This is a genomic window from Variovorax sp. F042, from assembly GCF_057814215.1.
On record NZ_JBVASX010000020.1, the window covers coordinates 1 to 14496 of the forward strand.

Here is a 14496-nt window from a genome sequence, read left to right on the forward strand (position 1 = left end):
GACAACGTCAGCATCACCGTCAAGCTGATCAACCCGATCGCGATGGAAGAAGGCCTGCGCTTCGCCATCCGTGAAGGCGGCCGTACCGTGGGTTCGGGCGTCGTGGCCAAGATCCTCGACATCTAAGCCGGACGCAAAGGAATCACCATGGCTACCAAGCAAAAAATCCGCATCCGCCTGAAGGCATTCGACTACAAGCTGATCGACCAGTCGGCAGCCGAGATCGTCGACACTGCCAAACGCACCGGCGCGATCGTCAAGGGCCCCGTGCCCCTGCCGACCCGCATGAAGCGTTTCGACATCCTGCGTTCGCCGCACGTCAACAAGACGTCGCGCGACCAGCTGGAAATCCGCACGCACCAGCGCCTGATGGACATCGTCGACCCGACCGACAAGACCGTGGACGCGCTGATGAAGCTCGACCTGCCGGCCGGCGTGGACGTCGAGATCAAGCTGCAGTAATCCGTTCGACCTCGCGTCGCGGTTATTTGTGAAGCCCGCCTGCAGAAATGCAGGCGGGCTTTGTGCTTTATGTCACGCAGATGTGGCATCCTCGCCGGACGACAGCCTCCCTCCATCGAGGCGTCGGACAGCTGAAACGAGGGCAGCACAGCTATGAGACAAAGCATCTCTTTTGCGTCGGGTTTGGTGGCTTGCATCGCGGCGGCGTTGTTGACCGCGTGTGGCGGCGGTGGGGGAGGTGGCGGTGGCGGCATTCCCTTGCTGCCCGTGCTTCCGGCGACGCCAGTTGCCCTGAGCGGTACGGCCACCTATGAGTCGGTGCCCAATCCCAGTGGCCGCCTCGTGTATTCCGATATCTCGATCAAACCGGTGCGTGGTGCTTTTGTCGAAGTACTCGACGCCACCAGTGGCAGCCAGCTGGCCACGACTTCCACCGATGACAACGGCGCCTACTCGGCGAGCGTTCCGTCAAACGCGAACGTCGTTGTCCGCGTGCGCGCTCAACTGACCCGCACTGGCGCGCTTCCGAGTTGGGACGTCACCGTGCGTGACAACACGCAGTCGAACGCGATCTATTCCATGCAGTCGTCGGCATTCTCCACCGGCACCGCGGCGCTCACCCGCGACCTGCGCGCCGGCAGTGGATGGGGCGGGTCGAGCTACACCAGCCAGCGTGTGTCCGGGCCGTTCGCCGTGATGGACACGGTCTACACCGCGATGCAGAAAGTGCTGTCGGTGGCTCCGGCGACGGCGTTTCCGTCGCTGAAGGTGTTCTGGAGTGTCAACAACACCAACTCCGGCGGCAGCATCGCGCTGGGCCAGATTGGCACCACGTTCTTCATCGGAAGGAGTTCGGGTGCCGAAATCTACGTGCTCGGCAAGGAAGATGTGGATACCGACGAATTCGACGCGCCCGTGATCGCGCACGAATGGGGCCACTACTACCAGGCCTCCTTCAGCCGCGACGATTCGCCGGGCGGCGCGCACTCCACGAGTGAACTCATCGACCGCCGCCTCGCTTTCTCCGAAGGATGGGGCAACGGCTGGTCGGGCATTGCGTTGGGGCGCAGCAACTATGTCGATTCGGGTGGCCCTGGCCAGGCCCAGGGCGGCAGCCTCGATCTCACGCAGGGGCCGGCGACCAACCGAGGATGGTTCCGCGAATCCTCGATTCAGTCGATCTTCTGGAATCTGAATCAGCAGGTCGGTTTCAAGCCGATCCACGACACGATGACGGGGGCGCTATTCAGGAGTGGTGCGCCGGTCACGTCGATTCATCCGTTCGCCGTGGCATTCAACGCGACAGCGCAGGGCAGTGCATCCACGCTGGCCGCGTTGCTCACGGGGCAGAGCATCACGGTCAATGATGCCTACGGCGCGGGGGAGGGCAATGATGGCGGCGTGTCGATCGCGTTGCCGATGTACAAGCAGGCAGTGGTCGGTACGGCCACTTCGGCCTGTGTGACGAACGCTGCGGATCCTCAGCGTGACGGAAACAAGCTCGGAAGCTTCGCGTACCTGCGTTTCACGGCGCCCACCAACCGTGGTTACCAGTTCACGATCTCCCCGCCGGGGGGCGCTAATCCCAACTACGCGATCTATCGGGGTGGCGTGGTGAGCCGAAACACCAGTTCGGTCAACCTGTCGGCTGGCGACTATGTTCTGGTTGTCAACGATCTCAACAATTCCGCCACCAGCACCTGCTTCGGCGTGATCATTCAGTAGCAGCGAGGAAGGCCGCCATGAACCTCCGTTCCAGTTCGACGATTGCCGTTGCGGCATGCCTGACGCTAGCCGCCGCGTCGGCGCCGGTCTTTGCAGATGGCGTGCCGGCGCCCCGCACCGCGAAGCACGCAGCCTCGTCCCGCAATGCTGCGCCTATGACGGTCGCGGCACGCAAGCCCAACGATTCCGGTGTCGTGATCCAGTTCAGGGTAGAGGGCACGCCCCAGGTCGGCCGGCCGATCTCTGTTGTTCTGCAGTTCGGCGGCGTGAGCGATCCGGCGGGTGCCACCGCGCGCCTGACGACCGATGCCGGCCTGACCCTGACCACAAGCAGCAGCCTGGCCCTTCCCGCCGGCCAGCGTACGACCGCCACCGCCACGGTGACGAGCGACCGCGAAGGTCTCGCCTACCTGAACGTCTTTGTCACGCAGAACGGCGCCATGAGCATCGTCGCCATCCCCGTGCAGACCGGCTCGGCCGCCCCGGCCATGAAGGCTGCGGGCGAGATGAAGTCGTCCGCGGAAGGCGAAAAAATCATCTCGCTGCCGGCCAAAGAGCCGAAATAAGCCGCGAAAGACCCCGGAAACGGGGCTTCGGCGCCCTCAAGACGGCTACAACTGCAGTGCTTGCGCGGGGCCCGCATCGCGGGCTATAATCGCTGGCTCTGCCCTTGTTGCGTCCGTATTGGGTGCTGTTCTGGCAGAGATTTATCAACCTTCTTACGCTGTCGGGGAAGCCCGGCAAACGCTGTCGCCAATTGAAGTGGCAGCGGCGTAGGGAGTTTCCATTTTTGGAGAAAACAAATGAGTCTGAGCAACTCCCTCGGGTTGCTGGGCCGCAAGGTGGGGATGATGCGTCTCTTCACCGATGACGGGGACGCAGTTCCTGTCACGGTGGTGGATGTGTCCAACAACCGTGTGACCCAGATCAAGTCCCAAGAGACCGATGGCTACGTCGCCCTGCAGGTGACGTTCGGTTCGCGCAAAGCATCGCGCGTGACCAAGCCCGAAGCCGGCCACCTCGCCAAGGCAGGTGTCGAAGCAGGCGAAATCATCCAGGAATTCCGCGTTACCGCCGATACCGCTGGTCAGCACAAGGCTGGCGGCGTGATCGCAGTGACGAGCGTCTTCTCCGTGGGCCAGAAGGTGGACGTGCAAGGCACTTCCATCGGCAAGGGCTACGCTGGCACGATCAAGCGTCACAACATGAGCTCGCAACGCGCGTCGCACGGTAACAGCCGTTCGCACAACGTTCCCGGCTCGATCGGTATGGCACAAGACCCCGGTCGCGTGTTCCCCGGCAAGCGCATGACGGGCCACCTCGGCGACGTCACCCGCACGACGCAAAACCTCGACGTGTTCCGCATCGACGAAGCACGTCAACTGCTGCTCATCAAGGGCGCGATTCCGGGTTCGAAGGGTGGCTTCGTCACCGTGCGTCCCGCCGTCAAGGCCAAGCCGCAAGCGGCCCAAGGAGCGAAGTAATGGAACTCGAACTCCTGAACGAACAAGGCCAGGCCGCGTCGAAGTACGACGCCCCCGAGACCGTGTTCGGCCGTGACTACAACGAAGACCTGGTTCACCAGATCGTCGTTGCATTCCAGGCCAACGCACGCCAAGGCACGCGCGCCCAGAAGGACCGCGAACAGGTCAAGCACTCGACCAAGAAGCCTTTCAAGCAAAAGGGAACGGGCCGCGCCCGTGCCGGTATGACGTCCTCGCCGCTGTGGCGCGGGGGTGGCCGGATTTTCCCGAACATGCCTGACGAAAACTTCTCGCAGAAGATCAACAAGAAGATGTACCGCGCCGGCATGGCGTCCATCTTCTCGCAGCTGGCTCGCGAAGGCCGTCTGGCCGTGGTCGATTCGATCAAGGTCGACTCGCCCAAGACCAAGCCGCTGGCAGCCCGTTTCAAGGCGATGAATCTCGAGTCCGTGCTCGTGATCGCCGAAGAAGTCGACGAAAACCTGTACCTTGCCTCGCGCAATCTGGTCAACGTTCTCGTGGTCGAACCGCGCTACGCCGATCCGGTGTCGCTGGTTCACTACAAGAAGGTGCTGGTCACCAAGGGTGCCGTCGACAAGCTCAAGGAGATGTTCGCATGAGCCGCGTGAACCCTACCGCCGCTGAACGTACGTTCGAAGAAGGCCGCCTGATGGCGGTGCTGGTCGCCCCGATCGTGTCCGAAAAGGCCACGATGGTCGGCGAGAAGTCGAACGCTGTCACTTTCAAGGTGCTGCAAGACGCCACCAAGCCCGAGATCAAGGCCGCTGTCGAACTGATGTTCAAGGTCGAAGTCCAGGGCGTGTCGGTGCTCAACACCAAGGGCAAGACCAAGCGCTTTGGCAAGTCCATCGGCCGCCGCGACAACGTTCGCAAGGCCTATGTGACGCTGAAGGCCGGTCAAGAGCTCAACCTCGTCGGGGAAGGCGCTTAATCATGGCCGTCATCAAGATGAAACCCACTTCGCCGGGCCAACGCGGCGCGGTGAAGATCTCGCGTGACCACCTGTTCAAGGGTGCTCCTCACGCAGCCCTGCTGGAACCCCAGTTCCAGAAGGCCGGCCGTAACAACAACGGTCACATCACGATCCGTCACCGTGGCGGTGGTTCCAAGCACCACTACCGCGTTGTCGACTTCGTGCGCAACAAGGACGGCATCCCGGCCAAGGTCGAACGCATCGAGTACGACCCGAACCGCACCGCCCACATCGCTCTGGTCTGCTACGCCGACGGCGAGCGCCGCTACATCATCGCCCCGCGCGGTCTTGAAGCCGGTGCAACGCTGCTGTCGGGCGCCGAAGCCCCGATCCGCGCCGGCAACACCCTGCCGATCCGCAACATCCCGGTCGGCTCGACGATCCACTGCATCGAACTGCAACCCGGCAAGGGCGCGCAGATCGCACGTTCGGCCGGTACGTCGGCCACGCTGCTGGCCCGTGAAGGCGTTTACGCCCAGGTCCGCATGCGTTCGGGCGAAGTCCGCCGCATTCACATCGAATGCCGCGCGACCATCGGCGAAGTTGCCAACGAAGAGCACAGCCTGCGCCAGCTCGGCAAGGCAGGCGCCAAGCGCTGGAAGGGTATTCGCCCGACCGTTCGCGGCGTCGTGATGAACCCGGTCGACCACCCGCACGGTGGCGGCGAAGGCAAGACTGGCGAAGGCCGCCATCCTGTCGACCCATGGGGCAATCTGACCAAGGGCTATCGCACCCGTAACAACAAGCGCACGCAGGTCTTCATCGTGTCGCGTCGCAAGAAGTAAGGGATAGCCAATGACTCGCTCTCTCAAAAAGGGTCCTTTCGTCGACCACCACCTCGTGGCCAAGGCCGACAAGGCCGTGACGACCAAGGACAAGAAGCCGATCAAGACCTGGTCGCGCCGCTCGATGGTCCTGCCCGAATTCATCGGTCTGACCATCGCTGTGCACAACGGCAAGCAACACGTGCCCGTGTACATCACCGACCAGATGGTCGGCCACAAGCTCGGCGAATTTGCGCTCACGCGCACGTTCAAGGGGCACCCCGCGGACAAAAAAGTCCAGAAGAAGTAAGGAACGACCATGTCTGAAACACGTGCAGTCCTCCGCGGTGTCCGCCTGTCGGTCGACAAGGGCCGTCTGGTCGCGGATCTCATCCGCGGCAAGAAGGTCGATCAAGCGCTCAACGTTCTGCAGTTCACGCAGAAAAAGGCCGCTGTGATCATCAAGAAGGTGCTCGAGTCGGCAATTGCCAACGCCGAGCACAACGACGGTGCCGACATCGACGAGCTGAAGGTCAAGACCATCTACGTCGAGCAAGGTGCAACGCTCAAGCGCTTCACGGCGCGGGCCAAGGGTCGCGGCAATCGCATCAGCAAGCCCACGTGCCATGTGTACGTGACGGTTGGCAACTAAGAAGGCCTGGAAGAAATATGGGACAGAAAATCCACCCAACCGGGTTCCGCCTTGCGGTCACCCGTAACTGGTCCAGCCGTTGGTACGCAAGCGACCGCGATTTCGCGGGCATGCTGGCCGAAGACATCAAGGTTCGCGAATACCTGAAGAAGAAGCTGAAGAACGCTTCGGTCTCGCGCGTCATGATCGAGCGTCCCGCCAAGAACGCACGCATCACGATCTACTCGGCACGTCCGGGCGTCGTGATCGGCAAGAAGGGCGAAGACATCGAGAACCTCAAGCGCGAACTGGGCAAGCAGCTCGGCGTGCCGGTTGCGGTCAACATCGAAGAAGTGCGCAAGCCCGAAATCGATGCGCAGCTGATCGCCGACAGCATCACGCAGCAGCTCGAAAAGCGGATCATGTTCCGCCGCGCCATGAAGCGCGCCATGCAAAACGCCATGCGTCTGGGTGCCCTGGGCATCAAGATCATGTCGGCTGGCCGCCTGAACGGCATCGAAATCGCGCGTACCGAGTGGTACCGCGAAGGCCGCGTGCCGCTTCATACTCTGCGCGCCGACATCGACTACGGCACCTCGGAAGCCAAGACCACCTACGGCGTCATCGGCGTCAAGGTCTGGGTCTACAAGGGCGACACGCTGGGTCGTAACGACCTGCCGGCCGTCGAAACGCCGCGTCCTGAAGAAGAACGTCGTCCGCGCGGTCCGCGCCGTGATGGCCGCCCTGGTGGCGACCGTCCGGGTAGCGACCGTCGTGGTCCCGGCCCGCGTGCCGGTGCCCGTGGCCCGATCGGTGGCAACACCGCCCCGGCCGATGGCAGCGACAAGCCCGCAGAAGCAACCGGCGGTGCCGGTGCAGACTCGAAACCCGCCGTTAAGCGCGTCCGCAAAGCCGCGCCCGCTGCAGCAGCGGACGGTGCCAAGACCGAGTAATCGGTCGCTCCCGGGCACGCAAGTGCCTGGGGCCCTCACGGAGTAACAAAACATGCTGCAACCTGCACGCAGAAAGTTCCGCAAGGAACAAAAGGGCCGCAACACCGGCATCGCAACCACGGGTAACTCGGTTGCGTTCGGTGACTTCGGTCTCAAATGCACCGACCGCGGCCGCCTCACGGCGCGCCAGATCGAAGCCGCTCGTCGCGCGATTTCGCGTCACGTGAAGCGCGGTGGTCGTATCTGGATCCGCGTGTTCCCGGACAAGCCAATCTCTACCAAGCCCGCTGAAGTGCGGATGGGTAACGGTAAGGGCAACCCCGAGTACTACGTCGCTGAAATCCAGCCTGGCAAGATCGTGTTCGAGATCGTCGGCGTGCCCGAAGAACTCGCCCGCGAAGCGTTCCGCCTGGCCGCCGCCAAGCTTCCGCTGCGTACGACGTTCGTCGCTCGCCAGCTCGGCGCCTGAGAGGAGAACATCCATGGCAACACGTAAGAAAAAAGAAACCGCGGCTCCGGCCAAGGTGACGAAGGCCGCAACCCTGCGCACGAAGGACGTCGCGGGCCTGCAAGCCGAAATCAAGGATCTGCAGAAGGCCCATTTCGGCCTGCGCATGCAGAAAGCCACGCAACAGCTGTCGAACACCTCGACGCTGCGCGTCACGCGTCGCGACATCGCACGCGCCAAGACCATTCTTGCTCAGAAGCAGCAAGAAACCCCCGCCGCCAAGTAAGGAGTGAACATGACGGAAGCTAAAAAATCCCTCAAGCGCACCTTGATCGGCAAGGTGGTTAGCGACAAGCGTGCCAAGACCGTGACCGTGCTGGTCGAGCGCCGTGTGAAGCACGAGCTCTACGGCAAGATCGTGGCCAAGACGAGCAAGTACCACGCCCATGACGAAAAGGGCGAGTACAAGCTGGGCGACACCATCGAGATCACGGAAAGCCGTCCGATCTCGAAGACCAAGAACTGGGTCGTGACCCGTCTGGTCGAGAAGGCCGTTCTGGTCTGATCATCCCCGGCTCGATACAGCCCATCTCGAAACGGCCCACAATGTGGGCCGTTTTTCTTTTTCAGGAGCACATTCAATGATCAAAGTCGGCGACACCCTTCCTTCGGCCACCCTGCAGGAATATTCCGAGGTCGAGGGCGAAGGCTGCAGCATCGGCCCGAACGCCGTGGACGTGAGCAAGGCTTCGGCGGGCAAGACCATCGCGCTGTTCGCGTTGCCCGGCGCCTTCACGCCCACCTGCTCGGCCAAGCATGTGCCGGGCTACGTGCAGCACTTCGACGACTTCAAGGCCGCCGGCGTGGACGAGATCTGGTGCGTGAGCGTGAACGACGCTTTCGTGATGGGCGCCTGGGCGCGCGACCAGAAGACCGGCGCCAAGGTGCGCATGCTGGCCGACGGCAGCGCCGATTTCGCCAAGGCCACCGGCCTCACGCTCGACCTGGCCGGCCGTGGCATGGGCCTTCGCAGCAACCGCTATTCGATGCTCGTAAAGGACGGCAAGGTCGCGACGCTGAACGTCGAGGCACCGGGCAAGTTCGAAGTCAGCGACGCCGACACCCTGCTGGCGCAAGCCCGCGGCTGATCGGCCGCTCTGGTCAGAGATCCACCTTGAGATAGTGGGCCCCGGCGACGGGGTTGTGATAGTAGGGCGGCACCTCCGCGAAGCCCAGGTCTTCGTAGAGGGCCCGCGCCGACTCCATGTCGTCGAGCGTGTCGAGCAGCACGCAGCCATATCCCGCGCTGCGTGCGGCATCGATGATCGCCTCGGCCAGCTGACGGCCCAGGCCAAGGCCGCGGAACCCGGGGCGTACGTACAGGCGCTTCATTTCCGCGGCGTTTGCGTAGTCCGCGCTGTCGAGCGGCCGCAGCGCGCAGCACCCCGCCACATGCGCCAGCGTGCCGTCGGCACGTTGCAGCGTCGGCGCCTGGCGCCCGGCGTCTTCCGACACATTGACCGGATCGAGCAGCGCCAACAACAGCGTGCCGCGTGGCTCGGCGTATTCGCCCGGCAGCTGCGCCAGCTCGCTGTCGAAATCCTGAAAGTCCAGATCGATGCCCAGCGAACCCGCATAGTCGCTGAAGATCGCGCGCGTGGCCTCGATCTCGTGCGCCTCTTCGGGCGTGAGCAACACGACAGCCGGCATCGCCGACAGCGGCAGGGGGCGTGACACAGAGAAGCTCATACGCGCAACGAAGAAACCCAATAAGCCACGCCCGCGCACAGCGCGAACAACACCAGCGCAAGCCAGCGCGAGGCCGCGTCGTCGCGGCTCGGCGCCACCTGGCCGCTCTCTGCGGAAACCAGCTTGTCGCCCGTCACCATCGGCCGCACCAGGCGATGCCGCTTGACGAGCACGTAGAACAACACCGCCAGCACATGCAGGCTCACGAGCGCAATCACGGCCCACTTGCCCTGCGCCTTGTGCCAGCCCGTGGCCAGGCTCACGACCTCGCCCGAGACGAAACGAGTGAGCGGCCCCGACGCCGAGATTTCGTCGTCCGCCATCAGCCCGGTAGCGACCTGCAACGCCAGGATCGCCAGCACCGCAAACACCGACAGCGCGCCCAGCGGCGTGTGCCCGATCAGATGGTCCGGATGCGCCCGTCCGCGCAGGTACGCGACAACAGACCCCGGACCGTAGACGAAAGCCGCAAAGCGCGACCAGCGCCCGCCGACGAAGCCCCAGAGCAGCCGGAACAGCAGCAGCGAAAGCACCATGTACCCAAGGCGGAAGTGCCATTCCATGACGCCGCCCAGGCCGGTGCCGATCATGCCGATGACGGCGATGGCCAGCGCCCAGTGGAAAAGGCGCGTCGGCAGGTCCCAGACCCGCGTGCGGGCACCGGGGCCGGAGGCCGCGCGAAAGGCGGCCACGGAGGAGTCGGTCATCGAAGAAGGCGCCAAGGGGGCGCAATGCTGCGGAAGGCGCAGATTAGCAAAGTCCGGGCCCCAGTCTGCTTCGGGTTGTTGCTATGCGCTGGACACGGGCCGCCCCTACACTCGCCGGCAGTGCCGCATTCGACGGCGCTTTCCCCACAACGAGGACCCACGATGACCAGACTAGCTTCGTTCGCCCTTGCAGCCGCCTGCGCTGCCGTGTCTCTTCCCGCCGCGGCCCAGTTTGCCAAGCCCGAGGACTCCATCAAGTACCGCCAGAGCGCGCTGTTCGTGATGAGCCAGCATTTCGCTCGCCTCGGCGCCATGGCCAACGGCCGTGCGCCCTACGACGCCAGCGCCGCCGCCGCCAATGCCGAAGTGGTCGCCGACATGGCGAAGCTGCCCTGGGCCGGCTTTGGTGCCGGCACCGAGGGCGGCAAGGCCAAGCCCGAAGTCTGGAAGGAAGACGCCAAGTTCAAGGAGCGCCAGCAGAAGCTGATGGAAGAAACCGGCAAGCTGGTGACCGCTGCCAAGGCCGGCAACCTCGACGCGCTCAAGGCCCAGTTCGGCCCGACCGCCGCAAGCTGCAAGGCCTGCCACGACAGCTTCCGCAACCAATAAGCAAGCCGCTTCGCCAAAACAAAAGGCGCTCTTTCGGAGCGCCTTTTCGTTGGGAAGACCGGAGATCAGGCTTCGGCCAGCAGCTTTTCGATCAATTTGTGCAGTTCGGCGAAATCCGGCTCGCCCACATAGCGCTTCACGATCTCGCCGCGCTTGTTGACCAGGTAGGTGGTCGGCGTGAGCTTCACGTCGCCCCAGGCCTGCGCCACGCTGCCGGTGTTGTCGATCGCCACCTTGAACGGCAGCTTGCGCGTCTGGGCGAAATTGACGACATAGCTCGGCGGGTCGTAGCTCATGGCCACGGCCAGCGTGTCGTAGCCCTGTGCCTTGTATTTGTCGTAGGTGGCGATGACCTTGGGCATCTCGCCGACGCAGGTCACGCAGCTTGTGGCCCAGAAGTTGACCAGGGTGACCTTGCCCTTCAGGTCCGCCGTGCTCTTTTGCGTGCCGTCGAGCAGCACGAAGGTCGAGGCCGGCGCGGCGGTGGCGCCGGAGCCGAGGTACACGCCCACGCCGGTGGCCAATGCGATGACGACGGCGGCAGCGGCGATGTATTTTTTCATGGCTTCAAGCAAGAGAAGGGCGGCGCGATTTTAGTTCCGCGTGCCGGATCGTGCTGGCGGCCCTCGCGCGGTTCGATAATCGCTGCCCCATGCCGTCGTCGCCCGCTTTCTCTTCTTCCTGGCTGGCGCTGGCCGCGGCAGCCCTGCTCGCAGCCTGCAGCCCCACTTTCAACTGGCGCGAAGTGCCGGTCGCCGAATCGGGCCTGATCGCGCTGCTGCCCTGCAAGCCAGACCGCGCAAGCCGTGCCCTGCCGCTGGGCGCCGAATCGGTGCAGGTCGACATGGCGGGTTGCGAAGCCGGCGGCGCGACCTTCGCCATCGCGCATGCCTCCGCCAAAGGCCCCGAACAGGCCGAGGCCTGGCTCAACGCATGGCGCGCTGCCACGCGCGGCCAGCTGGGAGAAGCGCAGCAGATGACGCAAGCCCCCGCCAGCGTGCAGCGCGCGACCGCCACACCCGCCCCGTTGCGGCTCGATGCCCAGCCAAAGCAGCAGGGCGCCGCGCCGGTACAGGTGCTCTGGTTCGCCCAGTCGCAAAAAGACGGCACTGTGGCGCTTTACCAAGCCACCGTGCTGGGCGAGCCTTCCTCGGCCGAAGCGTCGAAGACATTCTTCGAGGGCCTGCGGCTTCCGTGAACGATCGCACCATTCGCTATTGTTTTGATAGTGCCTCCCGCGACAGGTGTGGACACACGGCTGTCTCATTTCGCGCGGCGTTGTCTGTTTTTCGGGGCTGCTGCGTTATGTCGTATATCTACTTCCCCTGGGCGCCCCCGCATAATCGACGAGTCGTCCTCCGTCCCGCATGAACAGCATCCTCATCATCGCCCACTCACCGTTCGCACACGCGCTGCGGCAGTGTGCGCTGCATGTGTTTCCCGATTGCGAGCAGGCCATCGTCGCGCTCGACGTGCTGCCCAACGTGTCGCCCGAAGAAACGCTGGCGGCCGCGCGCATCACCCTTGCGCAGCAGCTGCACACGCCGCGCTCGCAGGTGCTGGTGCTGGCAGACGTGTTCGGCGCCACGCCCTGCAACGTGGCGCAGAAGCTGGTGGACGGCGTCCGGTCGCGGCTGGTGGCGGGGGTCAATCTTCCGATGCTGCTGCGCGCCGTCACCTACCGGCATGAGCCTCTGGAGACGCTGGTGCAGCGCGCCCTCGCGGGCGGCACCGCGGGCGTCATGCAGGTGGCGGTGGCGGCTCCCCAGAATCAGGCGAAAAGAAAGCACAGTGATCAAGAAATCCGTGACCATCAGCAATAAGCTGGGCCTGCACGCACGCGCATCGGCCAAGCTGACCAAGCTCGCAGGCAGCTTTCCCTGCGAGGTGTGGCTCTCCCGCGGCGACCGTCGCATCAATGCCAAGAGCATCATGGGCGTGATGATGCTGGCCGCCGGCATCGGCTCGACCGTCGAGCTCGAGACCAACGGTGCGCAGGAAGAAGAAGCGATGAACGCCATCGTCCAGCTCATGGACGACAAGTTCGGCGAAGGCGAGTAAGGACCGTCCCATGACCTTCGCAGTCCACGGCCTCCCTGTTGCCCGTGGCATTGCCATCGGGCGCGCAGTGATGGTGGTGTCGAGCCGCATCGACGTGGCCCACTACTTCATCAAGCCCGAAGAGATCGAGACCGAGATCGACCGTGTGCGCACCGCGCGCAACGCGGTGGCCGACGAGCTCGCCAAGCTGCAGGCCAACGTCGCGCTGATGGGCCCCAACGACGCGCCGCACGAACTCGCGGCGCTGCTCGAGGTGCACCAGATGCTGCTGCAGGACGAGGCCTTGAGCGGCGGCGTCAAGCACTGGATCAGCGAGCGGCTCTACAACGCCGAATGGGCGCTGACCACGCAGCTCGAAATCATCGCGCGCCAGTTCGACGAGATGGAGGACGAGTACCTGCGCGAGCGCAAGGCCGACCTCGAACAGGTGGTCGAGCGCCTGCTGCACCGCATGAAGGGCACGGCCGCCGTGCTGGCGCCGAGCCCGCCGCGCCGCAAGCGCGCCGCCGCCTCGGACGACGACAACGACGACCCCACCGCAGGCGACGGCATCGACGTGCCGCTGGTGCTCATCGCGCACGACCTCTCGCCGGCCGACATGCTGCAGTTCAAGAAGAGCGTGTTCGCCGGCTTCGTCACCGACGTCGGCGGGCGCACCTCGCACACTGCCATCGTCGCGCGCAGCATGGACATCCCGGCCGTGGTCGGCGCGCGCACCGCGAGCCAGCTGGTGCGCCAGGACGACTGGGTCATCATCGACGGCGACGCCGGCGTGGTGATCGTCGATCCGTCGCCGATCATCCTAGCCGAGTACGGCTTCAAGCAGCGCCAGGGCGATCTCGAACGCGGCCGGCTCGCGCGGCTGCGCCACAAGCCGGCCATCACGCTCGACGGCCAGCGCGTCGAGCTGCTCGCCAACATCGAGATGCCCGAAGACACCGTGGGCGCAGTCAAGGCCGGCGCCGTGGGCGTGGGCCTGTTCCGCAGCGAATTCCTCTTCATGGGCCGCGAGTCGACCACGCGCCAGACCCGCCTGCCCGACGAAGAAGAGCAGTACCAGGCCTACAAGCGCGCGGTCGAGGGCATGCAGGGCATGCCCGTCACCATCCGCACCATCGACGTGGGGGCAGACAAGCCGCTCGACAGCAAGTCGGCCAACAAGCAGGAGCACCTGAACCCCGCGCTCGGCCTGCGCGCCATTCGCTGGAGCCTGGCCGACCCGGCGATGTTCCTCACGCAGCTGCGCGCCATCCTGCGCGCGGCTGCGCACGGCGAGATCCACCTGCTGATCCCCATGCTCGCGCACGCGAGCGAGATCCGCCAGACGCTGTCGCTGATCGACTTCGCGCGCACCGAGCTCGACAACCGCGGCGCGGTGCACGGCCCGGTGAAGCTCGGCGCCATGATCGAGATTCCCGCGGCTGCGCTCACGCTGCGCATCTTCCTGAAGCACTTCGATTTCCTGTCGATCGGCACGAACGACCTGATCCAGTACACGCTGGCCATCGACCGCGCCGACGAATCGGTGGCGCACCTCTACGACCCTGCGCACCCGGCGGTGCTGCGCCTCGTGGCCGACACCATCGCCGAGTGCCGTCGCCAGGGCAAGGGCGTGGCCGTGTGCGGCGAGATGGCCGGTGACGTGGCCTTCACGCGCCTGCTGTTGGGCCTGGGCCTGCGCAGCTTCTCGATGCACCCCTCGCGCATTCTTGCGGTCAAGCAGGAAGTGCTGCGCGCCGACACCAGCAAGCTCGAGGCGTGGGCCAAGAGCGTGCTGGAGTCCGACGACCCTGCCGCCGTGATGGCGGGTTGAGCGTACTTTTCACTCACCCTTGCGGGTGAGTGAAAAGAAACGATACACGCCGAAACTGCGGCGAAAGGACTTGCGGGAACCCCGCAAGCACGATCA

23 protein-coding genes are annotated in these 14496 nt (G+C 64.5%); 20 read left to right on the plus strand and 3 right to left on the minus strand.

The features are described from left to right. The 15 genes from ACZYSP_RS33280 to ACZYSP_RS33350 all read left to right on the plus strand — a co-directional run. Positions 1–126 (plus strand): EF-Tu C-terminal domain-related protein (locus ACZYSP_RS33280; RefSeq protein WP_489018229.1); only part of this gene is annotated, 126 nt, incomplete at its 5' end. Positions 127–147: 21 nt separating this feature from the next. After that, on the plus strand, positions 148–462 hold the full coding sequence (gene rpsJ, locus ACZYSP_RS33285) for a 30S ribosomal protein S10 (protein ID WP_007838118.1): 315 nt from the start codon (positions 148–150) through the stop codon (positions 460–462). Positions 463–615: 153 nt separating this feature from the next. Next, on the plus strand, positions 616–2187 hold the full coding sequence (locus ACZYSP_RS33290; protein ID WP_354336776.1) for a hypothetical protein: 1572 nt from the start codon (positions 616–618) through the stop codon (positions 2185–2187). 17 nt (positions 2188–2204) lie between these two features. Continuing rightward, positions 2205–2753 carry a hypothetical protein gene (locus ACZYSP_RS33295; protein ID WP_354336777.1) on the plus strand — a complete coding sequence of 183 codons (549 nt, stop codon included), beginning with the start codon at positions 2205–2207 and terminating at the stop codon, positions 2751–2753. Positions 2754–2990: 237 nt separating this feature from the next. Next, positions 2991–3671 (plus strand): 50S ribosomal protein L3, encoded by a 681-nt coding sequence (gene rplC, locus ACZYSP_RS33300; protein ID WP_093057774.1) that lies wholly within the window; start codon positions 2991–2993, stop codon positions 3669–3671. Next, entirely contained in the window at positions 3671–4291 is a 621-nt protein-coding gene (gene rplD, locus ACZYSP_RS33305; protein WP_019657681.1) for a 50S ribosomal protein L4, read from the plus strand. The genes rplC and rplD overlap by 1 nt, the downstream gene beginning before the upstream one ends. After that, complete coding sequence (rplW, locus tag ACZYSP_RS33310) at positions 4288–4623, plus strand: 50S ribosomal protein L23 (protein WP_093057773.1); 336 nt, start codon at positions 4288–4290, stop codon at positions 4621–4623. Before rplD ends, rplW begins: the two co-directional genes overlap by 4 nt. 2 nt (positions 4624–4625) lie before the next feature. Beyond that, positions 4626–5450, plus strand: a complete 825-nt coding sequence (gene rplB, locus ACZYSP_RS33315; protein ID WP_093057772.1) for a 50S ribosomal protein L2 — start codon at positions 4626–4628, stop codon at positions 5448–5450. A 10-nt stretch (positions 5451–5460) separates the two neighbouring features. Continuing rightward, complete coding sequence (rpsS, locus tag ACZYSP_RS33320; protein ID WP_007838132.1) at positions 5461–5739, plus strand: 30S ribosomal protein S19; 279 nt, start codon at positions 5461–5463, stop codon at positions 5737–5739. A 9-nt stretch (positions 5740–5748) separates the two neighbouring features. Further along, complete coding sequence (gene rplV / locus ACZYSP_RS33325; protein WP_007838134.1) at positions 5749–6081, plus strand: 50S ribosomal protein L22; 333 nt, start codon at positions 5749–5751, stop codon at positions 6079–6081. Positions 6082–6098: 17 nt separating this feature from the next. After that, entirely contained in the window at positions 6099–7013 is a 915-nt protein-coding gene (gene rpsC, locus ACZYSP_RS33330) for a 30S ribosomal protein S3 (RefSeq protein ID WP_093057771.1), read from the plus strand. A gap of 52 nt (positions 7014–7065) precedes the next feature. After that, positions 7066–7482 (plus strand): 50S ribosomal protein L16, encoded by a 417-nt coding sequence (gene rplP / locus ACZYSP_RS33335; protein WP_007838137.1) that lies wholly within the window; start codon positions 7066–7068, stop codon positions 7480–7482. A gap of 55 nt (positions 7483–7537) precedes the next feature. Next, a complete protein-coding gene (gene rpmC, locus ACZYSP_RS33340) occupies positions 7538–7747 on the plus strand; it encodes a 50S ribosomal protein L29 (RefSeq protein WP_056589463.1) in 210 nt (69 codons plus the stop codon). A gap of 9 nt (positions 7748–7756) precedes the next feature. After that, entirely contained in the window at positions 7757–8026 is a 270-nt protein-coding gene (gene rpsQ / locus ACZYSP_RS33345; protein WP_015867662.1) for a 30S ribosomal protein S17, read from the plus strand. A 76-nt stretch (positions 8027–8102) separates the two neighbouring features. Next, entirely contained in the window at positions 8103–8609 is a 507-nt protein-coding gene (locus ACZYSP_RS33350; RefSeq protein ID WP_042578711.1) for a peroxiredoxin, read from the plus strand. A 13-nt stretch (positions 8610–8622) separates the two neighbouring features. On the opposite strand, the gene ACZYSP_RS33355 is transcribed toward ACZYSP_RS33350, so the two are convergent. Further along, on the minus strand, positions 8623–9210 hold the full coding sequence (locus ACZYSP_RS33355; RefSeq protein ID WP_489018847.1) for a GNAT family N-acetyltransferase: 588 nt from the start codon (positions 9208–9210) through the stop codon (positions 8623–8625). Then, a complete protein-coding gene (locus ACZYSP_RS33360; RefSeq protein ID WP_489018849.1) occupies positions 9207–9917 on the minus strand; it encodes a cytochrome b/b6 domain-containing protein in 711 nt (236 codons plus the stop codon). The genes ACZYSP_RS33355 and ACZYSP_RS33360 overlap by 4 nt, the downstream gene beginning before the upstream one ends. 162 nt (positions 9918–10079) lie before the next feature. Here ACZYSP_RS33360 and ACZYSP_RS33365 point away from each other — a divergent pair, with 162 nt between their 5' ends. Next, positions 10080–10526 (plus strand): c-type cytochrome, encoded by a 447-nt coding sequence (locus ACZYSP_RS33365; protein WP_489018851.1) that lies wholly within the window; start codon positions 10080–10082, stop codon positions 10524–10526. A 65-nt stretch (positions 10527–10591) separates the two neighbouring features. Here the strand turns inward: ACZYSP_RS33365 and ACZYSP_RS33370 are convergent, their stop codons facing one another. Then, positions 10592–11089, minus strand: a complete 498-nt coding sequence (locus ACZYSP_RS33370) for a TlpA disulfide reductase family protein (protein ID WP_093057766.1) — start codon at positions 11087–11089, stop codon at positions 10592–10594. Between the two features lie 89 nt (positions 11090–11178). On the opposite strand from ACZYSP_RS33370, the gene ACZYSP_RS33375 reads away from it, so the two are divergent. From ACZYSP_RS33375 to ptsP, 4 genes are all read left to right on the plus strand, one after another. Further along, positions 11179–11724: a hypothetical protein gene (locus ACZYSP_RS33375; RefSeq protein ID WP_093079074.1), complete on the plus strand. Its 546-nt coding sequence runs from the start codon at positions 11179–11181 to the stop codon at positions 11722–11724. A 169-nt stretch (positions 11725–11893) separates the two neighbouring features. Next, positions 11894–12349 carry a PTS sugar transporter subunit IIA gene (locus tag ACZYSP_RS33380; protein ID WP_093057764.1) on the plus strand — a complete coding sequence of 152 codons (456 nt, stop codon included), beginning with the start codon at positions 11894–11896 and terminating at the stop codon, positions 12347–12349. Further along, positions 12318–12587 (plus strand): HPr family phosphocarrier protein, encoded by a 270-nt coding sequence (locus tag ACZYSP_RS33385; protein ID WP_093057763.1) that lies wholly within the window; start codon positions 12318–12320, stop codon positions 12585–12587. The genes ACZYSP_RS33380 and ACZYSP_RS33385 overlap by 32 nt, the downstream gene beginning before the upstream one ends. A gap of 10 nt (positions 12588–12597) precedes the next feature. After that, positions 12598–14400, plus strand: coding sequence for a phosphoenolpyruvate--protein phosphotransferase (ptsP, locus tag ACZYSP_RS33390; protein ID WP_093057762.1), 1803 nt, complete (start codon positions 12598–12600; stop codon positions 14398–14400). Positions 14401–14496: the final 96 nt, after the last annotated feature.